Source organism: Pseudomonas sp. GP01-A4 (assembly GCF_058780865.1).
This window is the reverse complement of the sequence record NZ_JBYSWF010000047.1, coordinates 21767-47205: the sequence shown is the minus strand read 5'-3', so window position 1 is coordinate 47205 and position 25439 is coordinate 21767. Positions and strand designations below refer to the sequence as shown.

Genomic DNA, 25439 nt, shown 5'->3' with positions numbered 1-25439 from the left:
TTCATAAAGCGCCGTCGATGACCTCGCGCAACACCAGCGCCGCTTGCACCGCTTGCTGGCGAGTCGCCAGGTTGGTGAAGCCCATCAACAGACCTTGCTGACCACCGGGCTCGATACTCCAGCCCGACACGGCCTGTATCCCCAGCCCGGCACGTGCGGCGGCCGCAGCGACGGCCTGATCGCAGACATCCACCCGCAGCCGCGCCAGCAGGTTGATCCCGCCGGACTGCTCATCCACCTGCAAAAGCGCCCCGCAATGACTGGCCAGTGCCTCCACCAGAAAGCCGCGCCGCGCGGTGTAGAGCTGGCGCATTTTTTTCAGGTGGCGGGTGAAATGGCCCTGGTCGAGAAAGTCCGCCGTGGTGGCTTGCAACAATTCGGCGCTGCGGTTTTGCAGCACGCCGGCGCTGGCCTCAAAGGCCGGGAGCAGCGCCCGAGGCACCACCAGATAACCCAAGCGCAGCCCCGGGAAGAGCATCTTGCTGAAACTGCCGGAGTAGATCACCCGGTCGGCCGTGTCCTGGCTCTTGAGCGCGGCCAGGGGCTGGCCCTTGTAGCGAAACTCACTGTCGTAGTCGTCTTCCACCACCCAGCCGCCGTGGGCCTGTGCCCAATCGAGCAAGCGATGGCGCCGCGCAGTACCGAGGGCGACCCCCAGCGGGCTCTGGTGGGCCGGGGTGACAATCGCCAGCCGGGCGCCGGGCGCACGCCGTACGCCCTCCTCCACATCAAGCCCGTCGTGGTCCACCGGCACCGGGACCAACTGCACCCCCAAGTGCAGCAGCAGTTGCCGCGCATGCAGGTAGCCCGGGTCTTCGAACCAGCATGGCTGGCCGGCCATCTGCAGCGCATCACACACCAGCGCGAGGCACGCCGAGTAACCGGCACACACGAACACCTGCTCCGGCGAACACTCCACGCCCCGGTACAGCGCCAGGTATTGCGCGATCGCCACACGCAGCGAGCGGGCGCCACGCACATCGCCCATGGCCAGGCTGTTCACATCGACTCGGCGCACTTGCCGGGTGACCAGCCGCGCCCACAGCTTGCGCGGAAAGCTGTCGAGCGCCGGCAAGCCCAACTGCAATAAGCGCGGGGCCGACGCCGGCGCCACGGGTTCGGGTTCAACCGGCAACGACTTGATCGAGCGCTGCGGCAACGCCTCGGCCACCACTGTTCCCGCCTGGCCCCGCGCCAGGAAGAACCCTTCGCTCACCAGCAACTGGTAGGCCGTCTCCACTGTGCCCCGGGCCACCTTCAGTTCCTGGGCCAGGCTGCGCACCGACGGCACCCGCTCACCGGGGCGCAGTTGGCCCTGGTCGATGGCCTGGCGAAAGCGCCGGTAGATCTCCTGGTATTTGGGCAGTGACGACATGGTTATCCGGCTCACAGTGAATCAGCCCTGAAGTCTGATCTTGTCCCAACCCGCTTGTCCATTCTTGGCCCTATTGAGCCGGCGACCCGGCCGCCACACTGACGGCATCACTTCACGAAACAAGGAGCACCCCATGCAACACCGTCTCGACTACGCCCTGGCGGCGCCCGTCGGCTACAAGGCCCTTGGCTCGGTGCACAGCTACATCCACGGCTGCGGCCTGGAGAAGGAATTGATTGACCTGGTGTACCTGCGGGTCTCGCAACTCAACGGCTGCGCCTACTGCCTGGACTCACATTCGCGCGACCTGCTCAAACAGGGCGTGAGCCTGGAAAAGCTGATGCTGCTGGCCGCCTGGCGCGAAGCGTTGCCGTTGTTCAGCCCGCGTGAACGCGCCGCGTTAGCTTGGGCCGAGTCGGTCACCCAGGTCGCACACACCGAGGTGCCGGACGAACACTATGCCGAGGCCAAGGCCCTCTTCGATGACAGGGAAATTGCCGACCTGACCCTGGCTATCGCCCTGATGAACGCCCTGAACCGCGTCGCCATCAGCTTTCGCAAAGTCCCTGCCGCCGTAAAAGCGCACATGGAGCACGGCAACCATGAATGACTCTGTTGAGTTTGTGCACATCGAAAGCGACGCCGACTGCCTGGCCTGCTTTGCCGTTATGCAGCAACTGCGGCCAAAGCTCGAAGACCCGCACGCCTTCGTCCAGCAGATCCAGCGCCAGCGCGAAACCGGCTACCGCCTGCTGGCCGCCCGGGAAAACGGCCAGGTGCTGGGCCTGGCCGGTTATCGCCTGACGGAAAACCTGCTGTATGGCCGCTTTATCTACGTCGATGACCTGGTGGTGGACGCCTCCCTGCAACGCCGACGCCTGGGTGCGCACCTGCTGGACGAGGTACGCCAGCACACCCGCCGCCTGGGCTATCGCTACCTGGTGCTGGACACCGGCATGCACATGGCCCTGGCCCAACGCTTCTATTTTCGCCAGGGCCTGCTGCCACTGGGGATGCACTTTTCACAGGACCTCGACCAATGACCCGCGCCCTGCTACTGAGCTTCAGCCCCCACGGCAAGGCCGCCCAGACCTTCCGCCTGGCCCGCGCCCTGCTCCGCGAACAGGCACCCGAGGCCGAAGTGGTCGAACGCGACTACGGCGGCCAGGGCTTGCCGGCGCTGACCCGGGAATACGCCAACGCCCTGACCACGCCCGGCGGCCTGAGCGGCCCGGCAACCGAGCGCTCCGAGCAACTGATTGTCGAGCTGGAAGCCTGTGACCTGTTGATCATCTGCACCCCCGTGCACAATTTCACGGTGCCGGCGGCCCTCAAGTGCTGGATCGACCATGTGGTGCGCATCCACCGCAGTTTCACGGTGAATCCGCAGTTTGAGAAAGTCGGCTTGCTCAAGGACCGGCGCACCTTTGTACTGGTCAGCTCCGGCAGTTCGCGAAAAAACCGCGAGCCCGACTTCCTCACGCCCTACCTGCAGGCGATCCTTGGAACCGTGGGCATTCACGCGGTGGATTTCGTCTATCTGGGGGCCATGGTGCGTGGCGCAGCCGCCGTGCAGCGCAGCCTGGAACAGGCCCACACGCAGTTGGCCGAGGCATTTGACCGGCAAGCGGGCGCCCGGGCGGCAATCAGCGCTGGCGCGTAAAATTAATGGCGCTAGAATCAGCGCCATTTCTACGCCCGCCTCCCTGATACGAGCCACCCATGAGCTTTGATTTCGACACGATCCACTCCCGCCTCGGCACCGGCAGCACCAAGTGGAGTCGTTACCCGCAAGACGTTCTGCCGATGTGGATTGCCGACATGGACATCGCCGCACCACCGGCTGTGCTTCAGGCGCTGCACCAGCGCCTCGGTCAACAGATCCTCGGCTACAGCGTGGCCTGCGATGGCGTGCGCGAGGCGATCGTCGCCGATCTGTGGGCCAAGTACGCCTGGCGCGTACAGCCGGATGAGTTGCTGTTCCTGCCGGGGGTCGAGCCTGGTTTCAACATGGCGCTGCACGCATTTGTGCAGCCCGGCCAACCGGTGGTGTTGCAAACCCCCAACTATCGCCCGATCCGCCTGGCGCCCGGCCACTGGAACCTGCCGAAGATCGAAGTGCCATTTGAGCTGAGCGCCGAAGGCGAGTATCTCACGCCGTTGCCGGCAATGCGTGAAGCCCTCACCGGCGCCGGGGCGCTGCTGTTGAGCAACCCGCACAACCCGATGGGCAAGGTCTTCCCCCGTGAGGAACTGCTGGCCGTGGCCAGCGCCTGCCTGGACCAGGGTGCGCTGATCGTCTCCGATGAAATCCACGCCGAGCTGTGCTTTGACGGCCGCCGGCATATTCCCACCGCCAGCCTCAGCCCCGAGATTGCCCAGCGCACCATCACCCTGATGTCGGCGAGCAAGGCGTATAACGTCGCCGGGTTGAAGACCTGCTTCGCGGTGATCCAGAATCCCGAGATCCGCGAGCGCTTCAACCAAGCCCGCTGCGGCATGGTCGACAGCGTCAGCCCCCTGGGCCTGGAAGCCACGCGTGCGGCCTACAGCGACTGCGGCGACTGGCTGCAGGCGCTGGTGGCCTACCTGCAAGCCAACCGCGATTACCTGCTGAACGCCGTGCAAACCCGCCTGCCCGGCGTGGTCATGCATGCGCCTCAAGGCACCTACCTGGCCTGGCTGGATTGCAGCGCCCTGGGCCTGGACGACCCGCAACGGTTCTTCCTCGAACAGGCCAGGGTCGGCTTGAGCGCCGGGATTGAATTCGGCGATGACAGCCAGCAATTCGTGCGCCTGAACTTCGGCTGCCCACGGGCCATGCTGGAAGAAGGCATCGCCCGCCTGGAACGCAGCCTGCGTCACCGTTAAGGCGCAATTCACAACTTTTCGCAACGACCGCCGAACCCCTGCTGTTACTGTTTTTGCCGATTCGTCCCACCGGTAACAGCAGGAGTTCCATGGCATGACGACCCAGCCGCTCAACCGCTCGACCGACCCCAAAGCCCTTCCTCTCACACCGCCCAAGTCCGGCGCGGCGTTCCACGTGCTGCTCAAGAACAGCGCCAACAACAAGAAGGTGGAGGCCGGCGACAAAACCGCGCAAGGGCTCGCTGCCAGCAAGGAACAAGGCTATGAACTGGCCGCCAAGGACGCCGCACCGCCCACCACCCTGGGGGACTACAAGGCCATCGGCCCCGCGGACGAAGTCGGCCCCGGCCTGATCCGCTATGAAACCCAGGATGGCAAGAAAGTCATCGTCAGCGAAAAAGACAGCCCCGAGCTGTTCAAGCAAGTCAGCGCCGACTTCAAGGCACTCTCCGGCGTCAACGCCAGCGAAGCCGCCGGCTACCAGCGCCTGGGCGGCGACGCCACGGCCCCGGAAAAGCTCGGTGATTACAAATCCCTCGGCCCGCCCGACGAAACCGGCCCCGGCGTGATTCGCTACGAGACCCAGGACGGCAACAAGTTCGTCATCAGCCAGCGCGACAACCCGGAGGCCTTCCAGAAAGCCAAGGAAGCCTATGAAAGCTTCACCGGCCTGGGCAGCAGCGAAGACGCCGGCTATAAGCGCGCCAGCGACAACGAAGTGTGGCCGCCCTACGCCGGCACCGCCGTCGGCCCCAAGGATGAAGTCGGCCCCGGCCTGATCCGCTTTGAAAGCAACGGTCAGAAAATGGTCGTGGCCCGCGACGACAATCCCAAGCTGTTCGACTACCTGGCAGGCCTGCACGAGGTCTACACCAACCCCGACAAAAAGGCCGCCGTAGAGTCCGCGCTCAACGACGGCTCGACCCTGGCAGACGCCAATACCAAGGCGCCGGAGCTGAACGACTACAAGGGCTTCGGCTGGATCGAAGGCCAGCAAGGCAATGTGCTGACCTATGAAACCCACGACGGCACCAAGGTCGTCGTATCGGCCGACGTCAGCCCGGAACTGTTCAAGAGCGTGGCCACCGCCCAGGACACCTGGAGCAAGATCCACTCCAGTGAAGACGCCGGCTACAAGCTGGCCGGGCCGAATGACTTCCTGAAGAACACCGAGATCACCTTCGGTTCTCCCGACGAGCTGGGGGACGGCCTGATCCGCTATGAAACGAGCGAAGGCAAGGTCATCGTCTCCAAGGAGCTCAGCCCGCAGCTCTACGACGAAGTGGTGGCGAAATGGGAAGCCTGGAGCGCCGGCACCGTCGACGAGACCCGCGCCAAGTACAACCTGCCGAGCAACAATGAGCTCGACGTGCTCAACCTCGACACCGGCGTGCATGCCGACAAGGACGACGACAAGTCGCCGACCCAGAGCGTCAGCGAACTGGCCACCACCGAACTGATCGACACCTACCGCGCCGGCGTCAAGGACGGCTCGATTCCCAAGGACGACCCACGGGCCAAACTGGTCCGCGCCCTGGAAGCCCAGGCCGCCTACCAGAACGGCCATGGCATCACCGGCTACGAAGAATCCAAGCGCCCGTTCAACACCACCTGGCGCGAGTTCGATGACAAGCAGACCGAGCTCACCTCCGCCGACATGCACGACATCATCGACGGCAAGGCAGTGCAGGAGCAGATCGGCGAGTTGTTCAAGGACCCGACGGTGCAGGCCGACTACAAGACCAAGATGGACGACGCCATCAGTCACCTGCCCAACAAGGACGAGATCAAGCAGAAGCTTCTCGACCTGACCAGCAACCCCGACTATGTGCTGTACCTCAAGGACCTGCAAAAACAGGGCAAGAGCCACGAAGCCCAGCAAGACCTGAGCAACACCCTGACCTCGCTGTCGCTGTTCGACCCGGAAGCCGCCACCAAGGCCGCGCAGAATATCCAGGCCGATGGCCTCACCACCGACCTCAACGAGATTCTCTCGGACCCGAGCAAGATCTCCGACGACAACAAGGAACTGGCCACCAAGGACCTGTTCGGCCTGCTCAAGGGCGTGCTCAAGGGCAACCTGCTGGACCTGCCGCGCCGCAGCCAGGAAGTGCTGGAGAAATTCCTCAACGAAGGCCTGGAGGGCAAGGAGAAATCCTCGGCCGTGACCAAGGCCCTGGAAGAGCTCGGCGACGTCTACAAGAACAGCGGCACCATCAGCGAAGCCGACGTGAAAACCGCCCTGAGCAAACCGTATATCCCGGTGGCGGATCGCGGCATGCTCGGCGAAGTGTTCAACACCCTCAACAGCAAAGGCATCCTCGGTTCGATGGGCGCCGGCGTCAGCCTGTTCTCGGGGATTTACCAACTGGTGGGCAAAGGCGGCAAGCTCGGTGAAACCCCGGCCCAACGCATGACCATCGCCAAGGACTTCCTGAGTTTTGCCGGCGGCGCCAGCCACTTCGTCAAGCTCGGTGACAAGATCGGCGAAGCCCTGGGCAAGGGCGGCCTGGTGGACTTCCTCGGCCTGGACAAGACCCTGCCGGAAATCTGGGGCAAGGAAGGGGCGGCCGGCAAAGTCATCGACTTCAGCAAGCCCACCGAGATCGACTCAAAGGTCAGCAAGGAAATCGCTGCGGCCCTGGACGCGGTTCCCGACAGCCAGTACGACGGCGTGGCCAAGCTGTTTGGCGAGGGCGACAAGGCGGTAACCGAAGCTACCGAAGGCCTCGCCACTCACCTGGATGACGGCCTCAAGGCAGCCGGTGCGGCCAAGCTTGGCGCCTCCCAATCGGCGAAGATCGCCGGTTCCGTGATCAAGGTGTTGGGCCCGGCGACGGACATTGCCGGTGGTTTTGCCGACATTGTGCTCGGCGCCCTGGCGATCAAAAGCGGCGTGGACAGCAAAGACCCGTTGGCTCAGGCCGCAGGTGGCTTGCAAGTGGCGGGCGGTGCGTTCGGCGCGTCGGCCGGGGTATTGGGTGCGGCGGCGCTGTTTGGCGCAGGCACGGCGGCGGCGCTGACCGGGCCGCTGTTCCTGGTGGGCGTGGTGTTGGCGGTGGTAGGCGGGATCATCGGTTACTTCGTCGACCACAATAAAAAACAGAAGGCCACCGAGAAGGAAAACGACTGGTACCGCGACCTGGCCGGCGACGGTTTGTTGCAGGACAACTGGGCGGACAAGGTCGAATACGCCCACTACGAGATCCACCACTACCACGGCCGCGACACGCCGACCGATGACAGCCTGTTCCGCTTCCAGCAATCGGAGTGGGAGCATTTCGACTCCACACCACAAAGCGGCGGCTCGTCGAGCAACCGGCTGGATGGGGATTTGCACAAGGACTACAAGGACCCGAGTGAAACGCCCAAGGCACTGCCGGATGCGTCGGATGAGAAGCCTGGGTCCCGGCCATCGGGAGGCGGGCCTCGACTCAACTAACCCTCCAACGGCTGTATGCAAAACAAAATGTGGGAGCGGGCTTGCTCGCGAAAGCGCTGGATCAGTCATTGTAGATGTCGACTGTCACACCGCCTTCGCGAGCAAGCCCGCTCCCACATTTGGATTGGGTTCACCACTGGGCTCGGGTTTACAGCTTGGCGATCGACACTTCAGTCGACTTCACAAAGGCAATCACTTCACTGCCCACCTTCAATTCCAGGTCACGCACCGAGCGTGTGGTAATCACCGACGTCACGATCCCCGACGCGGTTTGCACGTCGATCTCGGACACCACTTCGCCGATCAGGATTTCCTTGATCACGCCTTTGAACTGGTTGCGCACGTTGATCGCTTTAATGGTCATGTCGGCTTTCCTTTGGTCTGTTGGGTCAATCCGCACGAATGCGCAGGCACTCAAAGTGCCCTATTCGTGAAACCAACAAAAGGAATATATAACTCTTTATTTATTCCATAAAAACATATGCAAGCTGTTGCACAGCCAACAGTGATTCAACAAAGTGCCCGCCTCCCCACTCCCAACCACCTCCCCAAGTAGCAGCTGTCGAGCCCAAGCGAGACTGCGTCAGCGGTCTGTCTGACACACCGCGAACGCAGCCTCGCTTGGGCTCGACAGCTGCTACGCCAGGGTGTTGCCCTGCCCTGCAAAGACGCTGGCACAGAGACTGCATATTCCTATAACGCATGATGGAACATGCCATATGAATTTTCTGAATATAAGAAAGCCTTCTCTTTTCCCGCCTTGCCCGGAGCTGTTCCATGAAACCCTTCTTCAATACCCTGTTGGGCGCCTGCGCCCTCGCCTTCAGCCTGCAACCCCTGGCCCATGCAGCGGAAACCGACCCTGCGCAAGTCAACCTGGACTACGCCTACTACTCCCCGGTGAGCCTGGTGCTCAAGCACTTCGGCTGGCTTGAAGAAGCGCTGCCGCAAACCAAGGTCGGCTGGGTGTTGAGCCAGGGCAGCAACCGTTCCCTGGAATACCTCAACAGCGGCGGCGTCGACTTCGCCTCGTCCGCCAGCCTGTCGGCGGTGCTCAGCCGGGCCAATGGCAGCCCGATCAAGTCGGTGTATGTGTACAGCCGCGCCGAGTGGACTGCACTGGTGGTGCGCAAGGACTCGACGTTCAAGAGCGTCAGCGACCTCAAGGGCAAGAAAATTGCCGCCACCAAAGGCACCGACCCGTACCTGTTCACCCTGCGCAGCCTGCAGAAAGCCGGCCTGAGCAAGGACGACGTGGAGCTGGTGCACCTGCAGCACCCGGACGGCCGTACCGCGCTGGAGAAAGGTGATGTGGACGCCTGGGCCGGTCTCGACCCGCACATGGCCGCCAGCGAAATCCAGGCGGGTTCGCGCCTGCTGTACCGCAACAAGGACTTCAACAGCTACGGCGTGGTCAGCGTGACCGACAAATACGCCAAGGAGCATCCACAGACCATCGCCAAGGTGCTCGGTGCCTATGAAAAAGCCCGCAACTGGGCGGTGAAACACCCCGACGAATTCGCCAAGCTGCTGGCCGACGAATCCGGCCTGCCGCTGGACGTGGCCAAGCTGCAATTGTCGCGTACCGACCTTAGCAGCCCATTGCTCACTGCCCAGGACGTGGTGTCGTCCAAGGCGGCCGCGCCGATCCTGGTGTCGGAAGAACTGGTGCGCCGTGGGGTGAATGTGGATCAGGTGATCGACCAGTTGATCGACCCAAGCTTTGGCCAGGCTTTGCCTCGTCCATAAGGGGAGCGTCATGCGCAGCAAAAGCGAAACCCTGCCCGTCGCACTCGCGCCAACGCTCACCGTGCAGCGCAGCGCCTGGCCGCGGCGGCTCAAGGGCCTGGCGTTGCCGGTGTTGATCCTGGTGATCCTTGAAGTGGTGGTGCGCATCGGCTGGCTGCCGTCCTACCAGATGCCGGCGCCCAGCGAGATCGCCGTGACCCTCACCGACCTCGCCGAAGGCGCGCTGTGGAAACACATCAGCGCCAGCCTGTTGCGGGTGCTGCTGGGGTTCACCATCGGCGCCGGCCTGGCCCTGGTGTTTGCCGCCTGGGTCGGCTTGAGCCGCGAGGCCGAGGCGTACCTGGAACCAACCTTCGCCGGCCTGCGCTCGATCCCGAGCCTGGCCTGGGTGCCGCTGTTGCTGCTGTGGCTGGGCATTGATGAGACCTCGAAGATCGTGCTGATTGCCATCGGCGCGTTCTTCCCGGTGTACCTCAATGGCGTCGCGGCCATTCGCGACATCGACCGCAAGCTGGTGGAAGTCGGGCAGATGTATGGCTTCAGCCGCACGCGCCTGGTGCGTCGCATCCTGTTGCCTGCCGCCCTGCCCGGCCTGTTCACCGGCTTGCGCAGCGGCCTGAGCCTGGCGTGGATGTTCCTGGTGGCGGCCGAGTTGATCGCCGCGACCAGGGGCCTGGGTTACCTGCTCAGCGATGGCCGGGAAACCTCACGGCCCGACATTGTGCTGGCGGCGATCATCGTGCTGGCGCTGCTGGGCAAGATCAGCGACGGCCTGTTGGCGGCCCTGGAAAAACGCTGCCTGGCCTGGCGCGATACCTTCAACGGCCAAGGCCCGGAGAATTGAGCATGAGTGAAGCGCTACTGGACATTCGCGTCGAGCGGAAAAACTTCGGCGCGACGACGGTGCTGACCAACGTCCATTTGGCCTTGCAGCCGCGGGAAGCCGTCAGTTTGCTGGGCCCCAGTGGCTGCGGCAAAAGCACCTTGCTGCGGATCGTCGCCGGGCTGGAAAAGGACTATCAGGGGGAACTGCTGCAAGGTGGTGGTGAGGTCGCGTTTGTGTTCCAGGAGCCACGGCTGATGCCGTGGCTGACGGTGGAGCAAAACATTGGTTTCAGCGATGACGATGGCTATGACAAGGCCTGGGTCGCGCAGTTGATCGATGAGGTGGGGCTTACGGGTTTTGGCCAGGCGTTGCCCAAGGCGTTGTCTGGCGGGATGGCGCAACGGGTGGCGATTGCTCGCGGGCTGTATTCACGGCCGCAGGTGCTGTTGCTGGACGAACCGTTCAGCGCAGTGGATGCGTTTACCCGCATGAAGCTGCAGGATTTGCTGCTGCAATTGGCTGAGCATCATGGAATCGCCTTGCTGCTGGTGACTCACGATGTGGACGAGGCGTTGTATCTGAGTGACCGGGTGTTGGTGATGGATAACCGGCCGAGCAGTATTCGCCAGGAGCTGGCGGTGGAGCTGGTGCATCCGCGGGATCGGCGGGATCCGCTGTTGGCGCGGCTCAAGGCACTGGCGTTGACTGAGCTGCAGCGGGCGCATGTGATCTGAAAGGCACGTGTTGAGTCCGCCCAAAATCAAAAGCTAAAGCGGGCACGGTTCAAATGTGGGAGCGGGCTTGCTCGCGAAGGTCGTTAACGATGACGCGGGCATCCTGATTCAACGCGGCGCTCTCAGGTTCTTCGCGAGCAAGCCCGCTCCCACAAGGATCGCATCAAGCAGCCGATTTACGTGGCGTCAACGTCACCCAATACCGCGTACGAAACTGCACATCCAGCGCCATCGTCGACGCCAGCAACACAAGAATTCGATCGGTATCGGCCAACTGAAAACTCCCGGTCACCCGCAGCGTTTCCAGGCTCGAGTCCCAACGCATCACCCCTGACCGATACCGCTCCAGCTCCCGCAAAAAATCACCCAAGAGCTGGTTCTGCGCAGTCAGCACACCGTCGCGCCAACCCAATTGCAACGCATCAAACCCCACCGCAGCGCCCATCCCCGACGCCTGCAACCGCGTCTGCTGCCCCCCCTGCAATGTCGCCACTTGCCCACGCAGGTCCTGCACCTGCACCGCGCCCTTCAACACCGACACCAAACACCCGGAAGACAACTGCCGCACACACACTTCAGCCTGGCTGACGATCACCTGGCCATAACGCGTCTGCACCGTCAGCGCACCAGCCCCCGGCACCGTCAACGCCATTTCCCCTTCCACCAGCGTCACACGGCGCCGGGCCGTATCCACGTCCACCGCGCTCGCGGTATTCAGTTGCAGGCTGCTGCCATCCAACAGCGGCACTCGCTTGCGTTCGCCAGTGGCGGTGTGCAGGTCGGCGCGCCACACGTCGATAGGCAATTGCCGGCTGAGCAACCACGCGGTTGGCAACAACGCGGCGACGCCCAAGGCACGCTTGAGTACTGCACGCCGTCCCGGTTGCGGACGATCAAGGCTGGCCATGGCCAACGCTGGCGGCAAGTCGGTAAACCGTTGGCGCAGCGATTGGGCTTTTTGCCAGATCTGCTCATGCTGGGGATGGCTGTCACGCCACTGCTGCAGGCGGGCGTGATCTCGTTCGGTGGCGCTGCCGGACTCCAGCAACGCCAGCCATTGCGCCGCCGCCCGGGCGAGATCCGGCGCAGTACGGCTCACAGTTCCACCAGCAGGCAATGCTCGTAAGCCTGGGCCATGTAGCGCTTGACCGTACGCTCGGACACCTTGAGCCGCTCGGCAATCTCCCGATAGCCGAGTCCTTCCAGCTGGCTCCAAAGAAACGCGCGGCGCACTACCGCCGGCAAACCGTCGAGCAATTCATCCAGGGCTTGCAGGGTTTCCAGCAGCAACCAGCGTTGCTCCGGCGACGGCACGCAAGCCTCCGGCAACTGCATCAACGCATTGAGATACGCCTGTTCCAGACTGCGCCGCTGGTGAAAATTCACCAGCAAGCGCTTGCCCACCGTCACCAGATAGGCCCGGGGCTCCTGCAATTGCGCAATCGGCTGCGCGCTGGCCAGCACCCGCAGGAACGTGTCCTGGCTCAGGTCGGCCGCATCCCAGGCGTTGCCCAAGCGGCGCCGCAGCCAGCTTTCGAGCCAGCTGCGGTGGTCGCGATACAACGTGTGAAGGCTGGGTTCAGCGAGGTGCCTCGGCACTACAGCATCATTCATGGCAAGTAACCTGCGCGGCGCGAGTCAGTCTCAAATGAGATTCATTCTATTTAATAACCCGCCGGCATACCACGTTCTTTTGCACACGATGTTTAAAGCATTGCGGCCTTTTGCCTGAGCATGTCGATAAACAACCCCAACTCGCGGCTCACCGGGTCGCCCTTGCGCAGCAGCATCCCGAACGGTGCCAGTTGCACCTCCAGCACCACCGGCAAGGCCACCACGAGGCCCATTTTCAAGTAATCCCGCAGGGCGCTTTCCGAGAGCACCATGATCGCGTCGGTGAGTTGAATCAGTTGCTGCATGGAATACACCGAACTGCACTCGATAATGTCCGCCGGCTGCGGCAAGGCCAGGTGTTGCAATGCTTCATCAAAACCAATGCGCGCCGGGCTGGTTTGCGGTTGCAGGATCCACGGCCAGTCACTGACCAGTTCCGCCAGCGGCAGATGCTCGCGCTGGGCCAGGGGGTGGCCGGCGTGCACCACCACCAGCATGCGTTCGTTGCCCAGGGGCTCAAAGGTGTAATGCTCACTGTCGGTGGCGGCGTTGCGCCGGGCGATGGCCAGGTCGATGCGGCCTTGCTCCAGCAACTGGATCACCTGGTCGCTGGTATCGCCCATGATGCGAATGCGCATCTGCGGGTTGAGGGTTTTGATCTGCGCAATGGAGTCCATCACAAGGTCCGGCGCCGCGCCCATGATGGTGCCGATCGACAAATACCCGTAGCCGCCCTGCTGGCGCATCATCAGTTCCTCGGCGCAGCGGTCGAGGCCACTCAGCGCCGACTCGGCAAAGCGGATCAATTCCTTGCCCAGTGCCGTCGGGCGCATGCCCCGGGGCAGGCGCTCGAACAGGTCACAGGCAAACATATCCTCGATCTCGCGCAACATGCGCGTCGCCGCCGGCTGCGACATGTTCAGGCTTTGGGACGCACGGTGCAGGTTCTGGCTGGAACTCAAGGCCACCAGCATATGCAGATGCTTGTAGCGCAGTCGGTTGAACAGGCTGCGGGAGATTGCGGGACTACTCATTTTTTTCCTTGTTATCGATACCCTGAGGTTATCAGTTGTAAGCGAGATTCGATTTGTAGCGTATAGATGGAGCGCCGTACAGTCCTTCCCATAAGAACAAAACAACTGGACTGAACAATGAAGACCCTGCCTGCGTCCTTGCTCGCCAAGATTTCCTGGCGGCTGCTGCCCTTTCTGCTGTTGATGTACATCATGGCCTTCCTCGACCGCGCCAACGTCGGGTTCGCCAAGCAAGCCTTCCAGGCCGACACCGGCCTCAGTGATGCCGCCTTCGCCTTTGGCGCCGGGGTGTTTTTTGTCGGCTATGCGCTGCTGGAAGTGCCGAGCAACCTGATCATGCATCGCGTCGGTGCCCGCCTGTGGATGTGCCGGATCATGGTCAGTTGGGGCCTGGTGTCCGCCGCCATGATGTTTGCCCATAACGAAACCAGCTTCTACCTGTTGCGCTTCCTGCTGGGCGTGGCCGAAGCCGGATTTTTCCCCGGGGTGATTCTCTACCTCACCTACTGGTTCCCCTCTGCCGTGCGCGGCAAGGCCATGGGTTTCTTTTACTTTGGCGCGCCCCTGGCCTTCATCTTCGGCAGCCCGCTCTCGGGCCTGTTGTTGGAGCTGGACGGGTTCTCTGGGCTGCACGGCTGGCAATGGCTGTTCGCGGTGGAAGGCCTGATGGCCACCGCGGTTGGCATCTGGGCCTACTGGTACCTGGACAACCGCCCCGCCGATGCCAAATGGCTGAGCGTTGCAGAGCGCCGCCAGATCCAGGACCTGCTCGACCGCGAAGACCAGCACAAAACCTCTCACGGCCGTAGCCTGCTCACTGTGCTGTGCCAGCCCAGCGTGCTGTACCTGTGCCTGGTGTACCTACTGATCCAGGCCAGCGTTTACGGCGTGGTGTTCTACTTGCCAACCCAGGTCGGTGGGCTGCTGGGGACCAGGGTCGGCTTGATGGTGGGCCTGGTCTCGGCGATTCCCTGGGTCTGCGCGCTGTTCGCCGCGTGGTGGATTCCCGGCTACTCCGACCGCACCGGTGAACGCCGCAAAGCCGCGTCCCTGACCCTGTTGATGGCCGCCGCCGGGATCGCCTGCTCGGTGACCTTTGCCAACCCGCTGCTGGGCATGCTCGCCCTGTGCTTTGCCGCCTCGGGCTTTATCGCCGTGCAACCGGTGTTCTGGACCTTCCCGTCCAGCTACCTGGCCGGCAGCGCAGCGGCCGCCAGCATCGCCCTGATCAACTCCTTCGGCGCCCTCGGCGGTTTTATCGCCCCGGTGCTGAAGAACTGGGCAGAAACCGCCTTTCACTCCCCTGCGGCCGGCCTTTACCTGCTGTCCGCCACCACTGTAGTCGCAGCCTTGCTGGTACTCGGTATCCATTCCCCAGGCCATAAAGCGACGAACACGCCGGCCACTGTTTAATCAAGGAGTCACACCATGGGCAATCTCACAATCAAGCACGTGCGCGCCTTTGTGCTGCGCGGCGGCGGCGCGGACTACCACGACCAGGCAGACGGCCACTGGATCGACGATCACATCAGCACCCCCATGAGCAAATACCCCGAGTACCGCCAGAGTCGCCGCAGTTTCGGGATCAACGTACTCGGCACGCTCGTAGTGGAAATCGAGGCCAGCGACGGCACCGTCGGGTTCGCCGTGACCACCGGTGGCGAGCCCGCCGCCTATATCGTCGAGAAGCACCTGGCGCGCTTCCTGGAAGGCGCCCGCGTCACCGATATCGAAAAAATCTGGGACCAGATGTACCAGTCCACCCTGTACTACGGCCGCAAGGGCCTGGTGATCAACACGATCTCCGGTGTCGACCTGGCGCTGTGGGACCTGCTCGGCAAAATCCGCCAGGAGCCGGTGCACCAGTTGCTCGGCGGCGCGGTGCGTGACGAATTGCAGTTCTACGCCACCGGCGCCCGCCCGGACCTCGCACAGAAGATGGGCTTTATCGGCGGCAAGATGCCCTTGCACTACAGCCCATCGGAAGGCGAAGAAGGCCTGCGCAAAAACCTCGAGGAACTGGCAACCATGCGCGAACGGGTCGGCCCGGACTTCTGGCTGATGCTCGACTGCTGGATGAGCCTGGACCTGAACTACGCCACCAAACTGGCAACCGGCGCCCATGAATACGGCCTGAAATGGATCGAAGAAGCGCTGTCGCCCGACGACTACTGGGGCTATGCCGCGCTGCGCAACAACGTGCCCAAAGGCATGTTGGTTACCACCGGCGAACACGAAGCCACCCGCTGGGGCTTTCGCATGCTGTTGGAGATGGGGTGCTGCGACATTATCCAGCCAGATGTGGGCTGGTGCGGCGGCCTCACCGAGCTGGTGAAAATCTCCGCCTTGGCCGATGCCCACAATGCGTTGGTGGTGCCCCACGGCTCGTCGGTCTACAGCTACCACTTTGTTGCGACCCGCCATAACAGCCCGTTCGCCGAGTTCCTGATGATGGCGCCCAAGGCAGACGAAGTGGTGCCGATGTTCCACCCGCAACTGCTCGGTGAACCCGTGCCGGTGAATGGCCGCATGCGCCTGTCGGTGCTCGACAAACCCGGGTTTGGCGTGGACCTCAACCCCGATTGCCAATTGCATCGCCCGTACAACCGCTGAGGACTCCTGCCATGAACATGCCCCACAACGCTTTCAAGGCCGCGCTGCGTAAAGACGCCGCGCAATACGGGATCTGGGCCGGCTTCGCCACCGCCTATGCCGCCGAGATCGTCGCCAGCACCGGTTATGACTGGATGCTGATTGACGGCGAACACGCCCCCAACACCGTGCCCAGCGTGCTCAACCAGCTCCAGGCCGTGGCTCCCTACACCACCGCCCCGGTGGTACGCGCGGTAAGCAGCGACGCCAACCTGATCAAGCAACTGCTGGACGTCGGCGCCCAGACGCTGATGATCCCGATGGTCGAAACCGCCGAGCAAGCCAAGGCCCTGGTGCGTGCGATGCGTTATCCGCCCCACGGTATTCGTGGCGTTGGTGGCGGCTTGACCCGCGCCACCCGCTGGGACGGCGTGTCGGATTACCTCAACACCGCCCATGAACAGCTGTGCCTGATCGTGCAGGTGGAGTCGCGCCTGGGCGTTGAAAACGTCGCGGCGATTGCGGCGGTGGAAGGCGTGGACGCGGTGTTTATCGGCCCCGCCGACCTGTCCATCGGCCTCGGTCACCCCGGCAATCCTGGGCACCCCGAGGTACAGGAGCGCATCCAGTACGCGGTCAATGCCACGCTGGCGGCCGGCAAGGCCTGCGGCATTCTCGCGCCCAACGAAGACGACGCCCGCCGCTATCAAGCCTGGGGCTGCCAGTTCATTGCGGTGGCCATCGACATCAGCTTGCTGCGCCAGGGTGCCATGTCGACCCTGGCCCGCTATCGCCCCGCCGCCGACGCCAAAGCACCGTCACGTACTTACTGAGGAGCCAAGCATGTCATCCGTACCGGTCTACCAGAACTTCATCAACGGCCGCTTTACCTCCAGCGATGCGCACCTGGATGTATTGAACCCGGCCACCGGCGCCCTGTTGTCGAAGGTCCCGGCGTCCACCTCCGAAGACATCGACCAAGCCCTGGCTGCCGCACGTCATGCGCAAAAAGACTGGGCGCGCAAACCGGCGATCGAACGTGCCGGGCACTTGCGCCGCATCGCCGCCAAGCTGCGGGAAAACGTCGCCCACCTGGCGCGCACCATCACCCTGGAGCAAGGCAAAGTCAGCGGCCTGGCGGAAGTGGAAGTCAACTTCACCGCCGACTACCTCGACTACATGGCCGAGTGGGCGCGCCGCATTGAAGGCGAGATCATCACCAGCGACCGCCCCAATGAAAATATCTTCCTGTTCCGCAAACCCCTGGGTGTGGTGGCCGGCATCCTGCCGTGGAACTTCCCGTTCTTTTTGATCGCCCGCAAGATGGCCCCGGCGTTGCTCACCGGCAACACCATCGTGATCAAACCCAGCGAAGAAACGCCGAACAACTGCTTCGAGTTCGCCAAACTGGTGGCCGAGACCGACCTGCCGGCCGGGGTATTCAATGTGGTCTGCGGCGATGGCCGCGTCGGTGGCGCCCTCACCGCCCATAAGGGCGTGGACATGATCAGCTTCACCGGCAGCGTCGCCACCGGCTCGCGGATCATGGCTGCTGCGGCGCCGAATATCACCAAGCTCAACCTGGAGCTGGGCGGCAAGGCGCCTGCCATCGTCCTCGCCGATGCCGACCTGGACCTCGCGATAAACGCCATTCGCGACTCAAGGATCATCAACAGCGGCCAGGTGTGCAACTGCGCCGAACGGGTGTACGTGGAGCGCAAGGTGGCTGACCAGTTCATCGAGCGCATCAGCGCCGCGATGGCTGCCACCCGCTACGGCGACCCCATCGCCCAGGCCGATGTGGAGATGGGCCCGCTGATCAACCGCCAAGGCCTGGACAGCGTCAATCGCAAGGTACGCACCGCCTTGAGCCAGGGTGCATCGCTGGTCACCGGTGGACAGATCGCCGACCTGGGCCAGGGCTTTCACTTCCAGCCGACGGTATTGGCCGGTTGCCACGCCGACATGGAAATCATGCGCGAAGAAATTTTTGGCCCGGTGCTGCCGATCCAGATTGTCGACGACCTGGATGAAGCCATCGCCATGGCCAACGACTGCGACTACGGCCTGACCTCTTCGATCTACACCCGCGACCTGGGCAAGGCGATGCAGGCGGTGCGCGAATTGTCGTTCGGCGAGACCTACGTCAACCGCGAGAACTTCGAGGCGATGCAAGGCTTTCATGCCGGCGTGCGTAAATCCGGGATCGGCGGCGCCGATGGCAAGCACGGCCTGTACGAGTACACCCACACCCATGCGGTGTACTTGCAGAGCTGAAGTGGTGCAACGGGCCTTGGCGCGGTAGCGTGCGGGCCCTTCCCCATCCATTGTTCCGAAGGATTGCGCTATGCCCCTTACCCCTTACAGCGGGCCGATCATCGACAGCCATTTGCACCTGTTCGACCCGCGCCGCCCCCAGGGTATTCCCTGGCCCGAGCCGGGAAACGCGCTGTATGCCGCACATTTGCCGGCGGATTATTGGCCGCTGGCAGGCGAACATAACGTGATCGGCGCGATTGCCGTGGAAGCCAGCCCGTGGCGCGACGACAACCGCTGGTTGCTGGAGACCCTGCGCAGCGACCTGCGCATGCTCGGTTTCGTCGGCAACCTTGACCCGCTGCACGGCGACTTTGCGGCAGACCTCGATGCCTTGGCCCATGAACCGCTGTTCCTCGGTTTGCGCTACGGCAACCTGTGGGACCGCGATTTGCCAGACGACCAGAAGCGCCCCGGCTTTATCGAAGGCCTGCGCCGCCTCGCCGAATACGGGCGTGGCCTGGACAGCGCCAACCCCAATCCGCGCTTGATCAAAGGGCTGCTGCATTTGAGCGATGCCTTGCCCGAGCTGCGCATCATCGTCGATCACCTGCCCAATGCCAGCGTGCCCGCCGGCGAAGAATCCGCGTATCACGCCGACCTGATGCGCCTGGCAGAGCGGCCGAATGTATTTGCCAAACTGGCGGAAATCCCCCAGGTCGGCCCGCAGGGTCTGATCCTTGACCCGGCGTTCTACAACGACCGCCTGGCCGTGCTGTGGGAAGCCTTTGGCGAAGACCGTTGCTTCTTCGGCAGCGACTGGCCCAACAGCGATCACCTGGCCAGTTTCGCCACCACCCTGGGCCTGGTGAAAGCCTGCATGGCGGGCAAACCCGAGGACGTACAGGGCAAGTTCTTCCTGCACAACGCGGTGCGCATCTACAGTCCTACGCCACCCCACGGAGGCAAGTAATGCAGACCCGAGCCTTTCGCATGAACCTCAACCCCGGTCAGCACGCCGAGTACCGTCGACGCCACGATGAGATCTGGCCCGAACTGGCCCAGGCCCTGCGTGATGCCGGCGTGGTGGACTACCGGATCTTCCTCGACGAGGCCAGCAACGCCTTGTTCGCCGTGATGACCCACGAAGAGCGGCACGGGCTCGACGCACTGCCGGGCACCGAGCTGATGCAACGGTGGTGGCAGTACATGCAAGACATCATGCCCAGCCAGCCGGACGCCTCGCCCGTCAGCGTGGATTTAATCCCGATGTTCAGCCTTACCCCAGGCTGAAACAGCGCGCTACCACAACAATAAAAAAGGATTCGACTACGTGGAAATCATTCTCTTCGGTGTGATTCTGCACTTCATCGGCGGCTTCGCCTCCGGCAGCTTCTACATCCCCTACAAGAAAGTCCGCGGCTGGGCCTGGGAAAGCTACTGGATCACCGGCGGCCTGGTGTCATGGCTGATCGTGCCGCTGATTGCCGCGCAACTGACCGTGCCCGGCTGGGCCGACATCCTGCGCCAGGCCGACAGCAGCACCTTGCTCTGGACCTACCTGTTCGGCGTGCTCTGGGGCATCGGCGGGCTGACCTTCGGCCTGACCATGCGCTACCTCGGGCTGTCCCTGGGCATGTCGCTGGTACTGGGCCTGACCTCGGCCCTTGGCGCCTTGATGCCGGCGCTGTATCGCGACCTGTTCACCGACGCCACCGAAGGCACCCTGACCTCAATGCTCGCCTCCCAGGGCGGGCATTGGGTGCTGTGGGGCGTGGCGGTATCGCTGGTGGGCATCGCCGTGTGCGGCAAGGCCGGGCTGATCAAGGAACGAGAAGTGCCGGAAGCGGTGAAATTCGCCAGCATCAGCGAGTTCTCGGTGGCCAAGGGCATGCTGGTTGCGGTGATCTCCGGGGTGCTGAGCGCGTGCTTCAGCTACGGTATTTCAGCCGGGCGCCCACTGGCTGCCGCGGCTGTCGAGCATGGCGCCAACAGCCTGTTCCAGAACAACGTGACCTTCATGGTGATCATGTGGGGTGGCCTGACCACCAACGGCCTCTGGTGCCTGTGGCTGAACTGGCGCAACCGCACGTTCCACAACTACACCGACCGCAGCACTCCGCTGCTTGGCAACTACCTGTTGGTGGCGTGTGCCGGCACCCTGTGGTTCCTGCAGTTTTTCTTCTACGGCATGGGCGAAAGCCGCCTGCAGAACGACGCCAGTTCGTGGGTGTTGCACATGTCTTTCATCATCATCGTGTCCAACTGCTGGGGCCTGTATTTCCGCGAATGGCAGGGCACCAGCGCCACCAACAAAGGCGTATTGGCCGCGGGTATCGCGGTGATTCTCGGTGCCATTGCCATGGTCGGTTACGGCAACTATCTCGGCTGAGGCCGCTTTTTTTCAGGAGTTCACTTATGTTACTTGCAGACAAAACCGTGATTATTACTGGCGCCTCCCGTGGAATCGGCCGCGCCGCCGCCAGGGAATGTGCACGCCAGGGTGCCCGTGTGGTCATCGGCCACAGTGGTAGCGGCCAAGGCACTGAAGCGGCGTTTTCGTTGATCGAGGAAATCAAGGCGTTCGGCGGCCAAGCAGTGGAGGTGGGCGGCGATGCGGCTGATCCGGACACCGGCGACAAACTGGTGGCCGGCGCGCTCAAGGCATTCGGCAGTGTGGATGTGTTCGTCAACAACGCCGGGATCTGTCCGTTCCACTCGTTTCTCGACATGCCGCGTGAGGTGTACCTGAAGACGGTCAACACCAACCTCAACGGCGCCTACTTCGCCGTGCAAGCGGCGGCAAACCAGATGAAAAACCAGGGCAAGGGCGGCGCGATCATCGCCGTCAGTTCCATCAGTGCGCTGGTGGGTGGCGGGATGCAGACGCACTACACGCCGACCAAGGCCGGGCTGCACTCGTTGATGCAGTCCTGTGCGATTGCGTTGGGGCCGTATGGTATTCGCTGTAATTCGGTGTTGCCGGGGACGATTGCCACCGATATCAACAAGGAAGACTTGGCCGACGAGGAGAAGCTGGCGTACATGACTTCGCGCACGCCGTTGGGGCGCCTGGGTGAACCCGACGACGTCGCGGGGCCCATCGTGTTCCTCGCCTCGGACATGGCGCGGTATGTGACCGGAGCTTCGCTGTTGGTAGACGGGGGATTGTTTGTCAACTTGCAGTAGCGTTGGGAAGCGGGCCGCCGCGACGGGGCGTCCCTGCCCCGTGCTACCTGCGTTCGGCCAGCGTGGTTTAACGGGGCGCCTAAGATCAAGATCAAAAACAGATCAAGAGCACAGCGGCCTGAAAGCCGACTTGAGTGTTGAAGAGCAAAATCAAAATCTAAAGCGAGCACGGTCAAAAAATGTGGGAGCGGGCTTGCTCGCGAATGCGGTGTGTCCGTCACCCAATGCATCAACTGACAGACTGCATTCGCGAGCAAGCCCGCTCCCACATTTGGACCGTGTGCGCCCTTGATCTTGCTCTGGCTTCTACCACTCAAACCGGCCTGTAGGCCGCTGTGCTCTTGCTTTTGATTTTGATCTGGCTCTGACTGCCCCAATAAGCCCGAGCCACAGCGAGGCGCCGACAGGCGGGGCAGAGCCCTGTGCTTACTTTGGGCTGGGCCGGCATTCCGGCTTTTCCAAAGCGAGTCGCTGTAAGAGCGAAACCATAAGCAGCCGTTACTCAACTAACGGATATGTACACTAAAAACCCCCTACCCCTCACAATCGAAAACCTCCCCACGCCTAACCACACTACCCGCCGCAAGCACCGCTCCCGGTGCCAACACACCATTGGCTCCAACCCGCGACTGATCCCCAAGCAGCGCGCCAAACTTGTCACAGCCGGTGCGCTGCAACTGCCCGTCAATGCGCACCTGCACTTCCTTGTCGTCACGCTCGTTCCGGTAGTTGGCCACGATACTGCCGGCTTCCAGGTTAACCCCGCGGCCCAATACCGAATCACCGACAAAGTTGAAATGCGCCAACTTGCTGCCGCTGAAGACAAAGGACGTCTTGAGCTCGGCACCCGGTCCGAAGATGCAATATTCATCCATCCAGCAACCGCCGCGAAGGTAGGCACCGGCAGCGATAAAACAGTGTGCGCCGATGATCAGCGGCGCTTTCAAAACAGCGCCCGCCTCCACGACCGCAGTACGGTGCACGGCAATCTCGTCATGAATCTCATAGTCATCATCAGAAAGCCCCGCCAGCAATTTGCGAACGATTTCCGGCGCCTGGGTCACCAACTCCCACGGCGCAAGATCCACCCAGGGTGCCAGCGGCGAACGGGAAAAATCAGCGATGTAATCGGTCAGTCGAATCAACGTCGAGCCCTCTACAGATCAGAGAAGCCCGAAACGCTAACACCCCCGTCACTGCCCGTCGAGCAGCACCGGTTTGCCCAACTCGCCGATCTTCTCCAGCCGCGCCCGCACGATGTTGCGGCTGATATTCAGCAGGCGCCCGGTCTGCAACTGGTTGCCATGGCAATAGCGATAGGCCGCGCGAAAGATCGTCTCTTCGATGTGCTCGTAGAGGTCCGGAATGTTCTGTTCGAACAACGCAGTGAGCGCCGCCTCCAGGCTCACCGGCCCAGTGATCGCAGGCGCGGCCTGGTTCGCCTCGTCCTGGCGAATGCCGGAAGAACGCATGTCCACCAGGTGCAAATCCGGCGGCTGCACCAGTTGATTGCGGCACACCAGCAACGCATGGTGAATGGCGTTTTCCAGCTCGCGAATATTCCCCGGCCAGCTGTGTTCCAGCAGCTTGCGCTCGGCATCGATGCTCAGTGACGCGCGGTTGTAGCCGAGGCGCTGGCAGTGCTCTTCAAGAAAAAATTCCGCCAGCGGCAGGATGTCGCCGGGCCGTTCCCGCAGGGGCGGCAGGCGGATGGTGGCGACGTGCAGGCGGTAGAACAAATCCTCACGAAAATGCCCCGCCACCACCGCGTCGGCGAGGTTGACGTTGGTGGCCGCCACCAGCCGTACGTTGATCGGAATCGGTGTGCGCGAGCCCAGGCGCACCACTTCTCGCTCCTGCAACACCCGCAATAATTTGACCTGCATGTTCAACGGCAAATCGCCGATCTCATCCAGAAACAGCGTGCCGCCGTTGGCCGCTTCGAACCAGCCGGCCTTGTGGGTGGTGGCGCCGGTGAATGCGCCTTTCTCGTGGCCGAACAACTCACTTTCCACCAGGGTTTCGGCGAAGGCGCCGCAGTTCACCGCCACAAACGGTTCACGCCCGCGACGGCTCAGGTGATGGATATGCCGCGCGACCAATTCCTTGCCGGTGCCGGTCTCGCCGATGATCAAGGTGTTGGCCTCACTGGGGGCCAGGCGCTCGATACGCGCCAGCAATTCCTGTGAGCGCGGGTCCTTGAAGACCAGCACGGTGGCGCGCACCGACTTGGTCAATTCACGGGCATTGGGATGGGTGATCAGCGACATGGTGCATTCCTGGCAGTAAAAGCGCGTGTCAATAGTGCATGAAGTTTTCTATACCATTTAATTATTAATTAATATTTATATATTCCCAAAACGAATATACCAACACATCGCACCTCGCCTGCTGCTGGAGCAGCAATCAGCCAGCACCTGCGTGTGTGCAGATCAACACCAAGCCGTTGCCAGGCAGTTCTTCGAAAACCCGCAAAGCCACGTTCTACAAGGCGTGCAGCGCGTTTTTCGGCTGATGGCATGCAATCTGCTCTCTCCCTCTCAACGCCACCTGCCCTGTAGGAGCTGGCTTGCCAGCGAAGAGGCCCTAAAGCCTTGCACCGACTAAACGGACGCTTTCGCCGACAAGCCGGCTCCTACAGGGGGTCGCGATCACTTAGCAGGGAGATCCCAATGAAAAGATTCTGGCGCAACAGCATCGCCACCATGTTCGCTGTGCTGGTCAGCACCGGCGTGCTGGCCGAACAGGCGCCACCGGCGTCGGTGAAGATCGCGATCGTCGCCTACACCCAGGGCGGCAAACCGGTGTTCGGCGGCATCGCCGGGCGCGTCATCGAAGACGGCTGGCTCGAAGCGCAACTGCGTGAGCGCGGGGTCAAGCTGGAGTGGATCGCCCTGCCCCATGCCGGCGCCGGGCCGCAGATCAACGAAGGCTTCAGCAACAACAGCCTGGACTTCGCCGTACGCGGTGACCTGCCCTCGGTAATTGCCGGCGCCGGTGGCGTACCAGGCAAGCTGATCGTGCCCGGTGGCAGCGGCAACAATATTTACCTGGTGGTACCGGAAGGCTCCGCCGCGAACACCATCGAAGACCTCAAGGGCAAGCGCCTGGCGCTGCATCGCGGTCGGCCATGGGAGTTCGCCTTCAGCAACTTCCTGGCCAGCAAGGGCCTGAAGCTCGACGATTTCAAGATTGCCAACCTCAACCCGCAAGTCGGCGCCGCGGCTGTGTCTGCCGGCAAGGTCGACGCAGCAGTGTTGCTCAGCGAGGCCTATGCCCTGGAAGACAAAGGCGTGGGCAAGATCATCTGGTCGACCAAGCAAGGCAGCAACGACTGGCGGCTGGTGTCCGACCTGTGGGGCACCGAGACCTTCGTACAGCAGCACCCGGATATCACCCAATTGCTCGCCACCGCCTGGGTGAAAGCTGCGTGGTGGATTTCCCAGCCACAGAACCAGGACGCCTATTACCAACTGTCATCCCGCGCCGGCACCGCCGAGAGCGTGCTGCGTCGCGACGACCAGAACGACCCGGTGGCCTGGAAGGATCGCTGGGCGCCAAAAAGCGACCAGCAACTCAAGGCTCATTACCAGGCCCTCACCACCTACGCCCTGGCCAATCACCTGATTCGCGACACCTACGACATCGGCCCGTCACTGGCCACCGGCTTTACCAACCAGGCCCTGATCGACCTGAAACTCACCGACTACTGGCCGGCCCTGCGTGGCCAGGTCAGCACCAATCCGTAATAGGGAAA

Annotated in this window: 24 protein-coding genes; 17 read left to right on the top strand and 7 right to left on the bottom strand. The window is 62.6% G+C overall.

All coding sequences use genetic code 11. The features are described 5' to 3' along the window. Window position 1: 1 nt before the first annotated feature. Entirely contained in the window at window positions 2-1375 is a 1374-nt protein-coding gene (gene pdxR / locus AC3WKX_RS23455) for a MocR-like pyridoxine biosynthesis transcription factor PdxR (protein WP_102605237.1), read from the bottom strand. A 133-nt stretch (window positions 1376-1508) separates the two neighbouring features. Between pdxR and AC3WKX_RS23450 the strand changes: the two genes are divergently transcribed. From AC3WKX_RS23450 to AC3WKX_RS23430, 5 genes are all read left to right on the top strand, one after another. Beyond that, window positions 1509-1985: a carboxymuconolactone decarboxylase family protein gene (locus AC3WKX_RS23450; protein WP_102605238.1), complete on the top strand. Its 477-nt coding sequence runs from the start codon at window positions 1509-1511 to the stop codon at window positions 1983-1985. After that, window positions 1978-2418 (top strand): GNAT family N-acetyltransferase, encoded by a 441-nt coding sequence (locus AC3WKX_RS23445; RefSeq protein WP_102605239.1) that lies wholly within the window; start codon window positions 1978-1980, stop codon window positions 2416-2418. The genes AC3WKX_RS23450 and AC3WKX_RS23445 overlap by 8 nt, the downstream gene beginning before the upstream one ends. After that, window positions 2415-3038, top strand: coding sequence for an FMN-dependent NADH-azoreductase (locus tag AC3WKX_RS23440; RefSeq protein ID WP_102605240.1), 624 nt, complete (start codon window positions 2415-2417; stop codon window positions 3036-3038). Before AC3WKX_RS23445 ends, AC3WKX_RS23440 begins: the two co-directional genes overlap by 4 nt. 59 nt (window positions 3039-3097) lie before the next feature. After that, window positions 3098-4246 (top strand): MalY/PatB family protein, encoded by a 1149-nt coding sequence (locus AC3WKX_RS23435; protein ID WP_102605241.1) that lies wholly within the window; start codon window positions 3098-3100, stop codon window positions 4244-4246. Between the two features lie 94 nt (window positions 4247-4340). Then, on the top strand, window positions 4341-7688 hold the full coding sequence (locus AC3WKX_RS23430) for a hypothetical protein (RefSeq protein WP_102605242.1): 3348 nt from the start codon (window positions 4341-4343) through the stop codon (window positions 7686-7688). A 148-nt stretch (window positions 7689-7836) separates the two neighbouring features. Here AC3WKX_RS23430 and AC3WKX_RS23425 read toward each other — a convergent pair whose 3' ends face one another. Then, window positions 7837-8052: a TOBE domain-containing protein gene (locus tag AC3WKX_RS23425; RefSeq protein ID WP_003217010.1), complete on the bottom strand. Its 216-nt coding sequence runs from the start codon at window positions 8050-8052 to the stop codon at window positions 7837-7839. Window positions 8053-8465: 413 nt separating this feature from the next. Between AC3WKX_RS23425 and AC3WKX_RS23420 the strand changes: the two genes are divergently transcribed. From AC3WKX_RS23420 to AC3WKX_RS23410, 3 genes are read left to right on the top strand one after another with little or no spacing between them, the layout of a single operon-like run. Continuing rightward, on the top strand, window positions 8466-9437 hold the full coding sequence (locus AC3WKX_RS23420) for an aliphatic sulfonate ABC transporter substrate-binding protein (protein ID WP_003217008.1): 972 nt from the start codon (window positions 8466-8468) through the stop codon (window positions 9435-9437). A 10-nt stretch (window positions 9438-9447) separates the two neighbouring features. Beyond that, entirely contained in the window at window positions 9448-10281 is an 834-nt protein-coding gene (locus tag AC3WKX_RS23415) for an ABC transporter permease (RefSeq protein WP_102605244.1), read from the top strand. A 2-nt stretch (window positions 10282-10283) separates the two neighbouring features. After that, a complete protein-coding gene (locus AC3WKX_RS23410; protein ID WP_008431321.1) occupies window positions 10284-10997 on the top strand; it encodes an ABC transporter ATP-binding protein in 714 nt (237 codons plus the stop codon). Window positions 10998-11160: 163 nt separating this feature from the next. Here AC3WKX_RS23410 and AC3WKX_RS23405 read toward each other — a convergent pair whose 3' ends face one another. From AC3WKX_RS23405 to AC3WKX_RS23395, 3 genes are all read right to left on the bottom strand, one after another. Further along, window positions 11161-12096, bottom strand: a complete 936-nt coding sequence (locus AC3WKX_RS23405) for a FecR domain-containing protein (RefSeq protein ID WP_102605245.1) — start codon at window positions 12094-12096, stop codon at window positions 11161-11163. Beyond that, window positions 12093-12611, bottom strand: coding sequence for a sigma-70 family RNA polymerase sigma factor (locus AC3WKX_RS23400; protein WP_102605246.1), 519 nt, complete (start codon window positions 12609-12611; stop codon window positions 12093-12095). Before AC3WKX_RS23400 ends, AC3WKX_RS23405 begins: the two co-directional genes overlap by 4 nt. Window positions 12612-12703: 92 nt before the next feature. Beyond that, window positions 12704-13645: a LysR family transcriptional regulator gene (locus tag AC3WKX_RS23395; RefSeq protein WP_087693849.1), complete on the bottom strand. Its 942-nt coding sequence runs from the start codon at window positions 13643-13645 to the stop codon at window positions 12704-12706. 117 nt (window positions 13646-13762) lie between these two features. On the opposite strand from AC3WKX_RS23395, the gene AC3WKX_RS23390 reads away from it, so the two are divergent. From AC3WKX_RS23390 to lra1, 8 genes are all read left to right on the top strand, one after another. After that, window positions 13763-15058 carry an MFS transporter gene (locus AC3WKX_RS23390; RefSeq protein WP_102605247.1) on the top strand — a complete coding sequence of 432 codons (1296 nt, stop codon included), beginning with the start codon at window positions 13763-13765 and terminating at the stop codon, window positions 15056-15058. 15 nt (window positions 15059-15073) lie between these two features. Further along, complete coding sequence (rhmD, locus tag AC3WKX_RS23385) at window positions 15074-16258, top strand: L-rhamnonate dehydratase (protein ID WP_102605248.1); 1185 nt, start codon at window positions 15074-15076, stop codon at window positions 16256-16258. Between the two features lie 11 nt (window positions 16259-16269). Next, a complete protein-coding gene (locus tag AC3WKX_RS23380) occupies window positions 16270-17070 on the top strand; it encodes an HpcH/HpaI aldolase family protein (RefSeq protein ID WP_102605249.1) in 801 nt (266 codons plus the stop codon). A 10-nt stretch (window positions 17071-17080) separates the two neighbouring features. After that, entirely contained in the window at window positions 17081-18514 is a 1434-nt protein-coding gene (aldA, locus tag AC3WKX_RS23375) for an aldehyde dehydrogenase (protein ID WP_102605250.1), read from the top strand. A 70-nt stretch (window positions 18515-18584) separates the two neighbouring features. Next, window positions 18585-19466 (top strand): amidohydrolase family protein, encoded by an 882-nt coding sequence (locus tag AC3WKX_RS23370; protein WP_087693854.1) that lies wholly within the window; start codon window positions 18585-18587, stop codon window positions 19464-19466. Further along, window positions 19466-19786, top strand: a complete 321-nt coding sequence (gene rhaM, locus AC3WKX_RS23365) for an L-rhamnose mutarotase (protein WP_102605251.1) — start codon at window positions 19466-19468, stop codon at window positions 19784-19786. Before AC3WKX_RS23370 ends, rhaM begins: the two co-directional genes overlap by 1 nt. Window positions 19787-19826: 40 nt before the next feature. Then, complete coding sequence (gene rhaT / locus AC3WKX_RS23360; protein WP_102605252.1) at window positions 19827-20885, top strand: L-rhamnose/proton symporter RhaT; 1059 nt, start codon at window positions 19827-19829, stop codon at window positions 20883-20885. Between the two features lie 26 nt (window positions 20886-20911). Further along, on the top strand, window positions 20912-21682 hold the full coding sequence (gene lra1, locus AC3WKX_RS23355; protein ID WP_008431301.1) for an L-rhamnose 1-dehydrogenase Lra1: 771 nt from the start codon (window positions 20912-20914) through the stop codon (window positions 21680-21682). A 533-nt stretch (window positions 21683-22215) separates the two neighbouring features. On the opposite strand, the gene AC3WKX_RS23350 is transcribed toward lra1, so the two are convergent. Beyond that, the gene (locus tag AC3WKX_RS23350; RefSeq protein ID WP_102605253.1) at window positions 22216-22827 is read right to left on the bottom strand and encodes an LbetaH domain-containing protein; all 612 of its coding nucleotides are present in this window, start codon (window positions 22825-22827) and stop codon (window positions 22216-22218) included. Window positions 22828-22875: 48 nt separating this feature from the next. After that, complete coding sequence (locus AC3WKX_RS23345; RefSeq protein WP_003216996.1) at window positions 22876-23952, bottom strand: sigma-54 interaction domain-containing protein; 1077 nt, start codon at window positions 23950-23952, stop codon at window positions 22876-22878. Window positions 23953-24354: 402 nt separating this feature from the next. On the opposite strand from AC3WKX_RS23345, the gene AC3WKX_RS23340 reads away from it, so the two are divergent. Further along, window positions 24355-25431: an ABC transporter substrate-binding protein gene (locus AC3WKX_RS23340; protein ID WP_003216993.1), complete on the top strand. Its 1077-nt coding sequence runs from the start codon at window positions 24355-24357 to the stop codon at window positions 25429-25431. The last annotated feature ends 8 nt before the right edge of the window (window positions 25432-25439 follow it).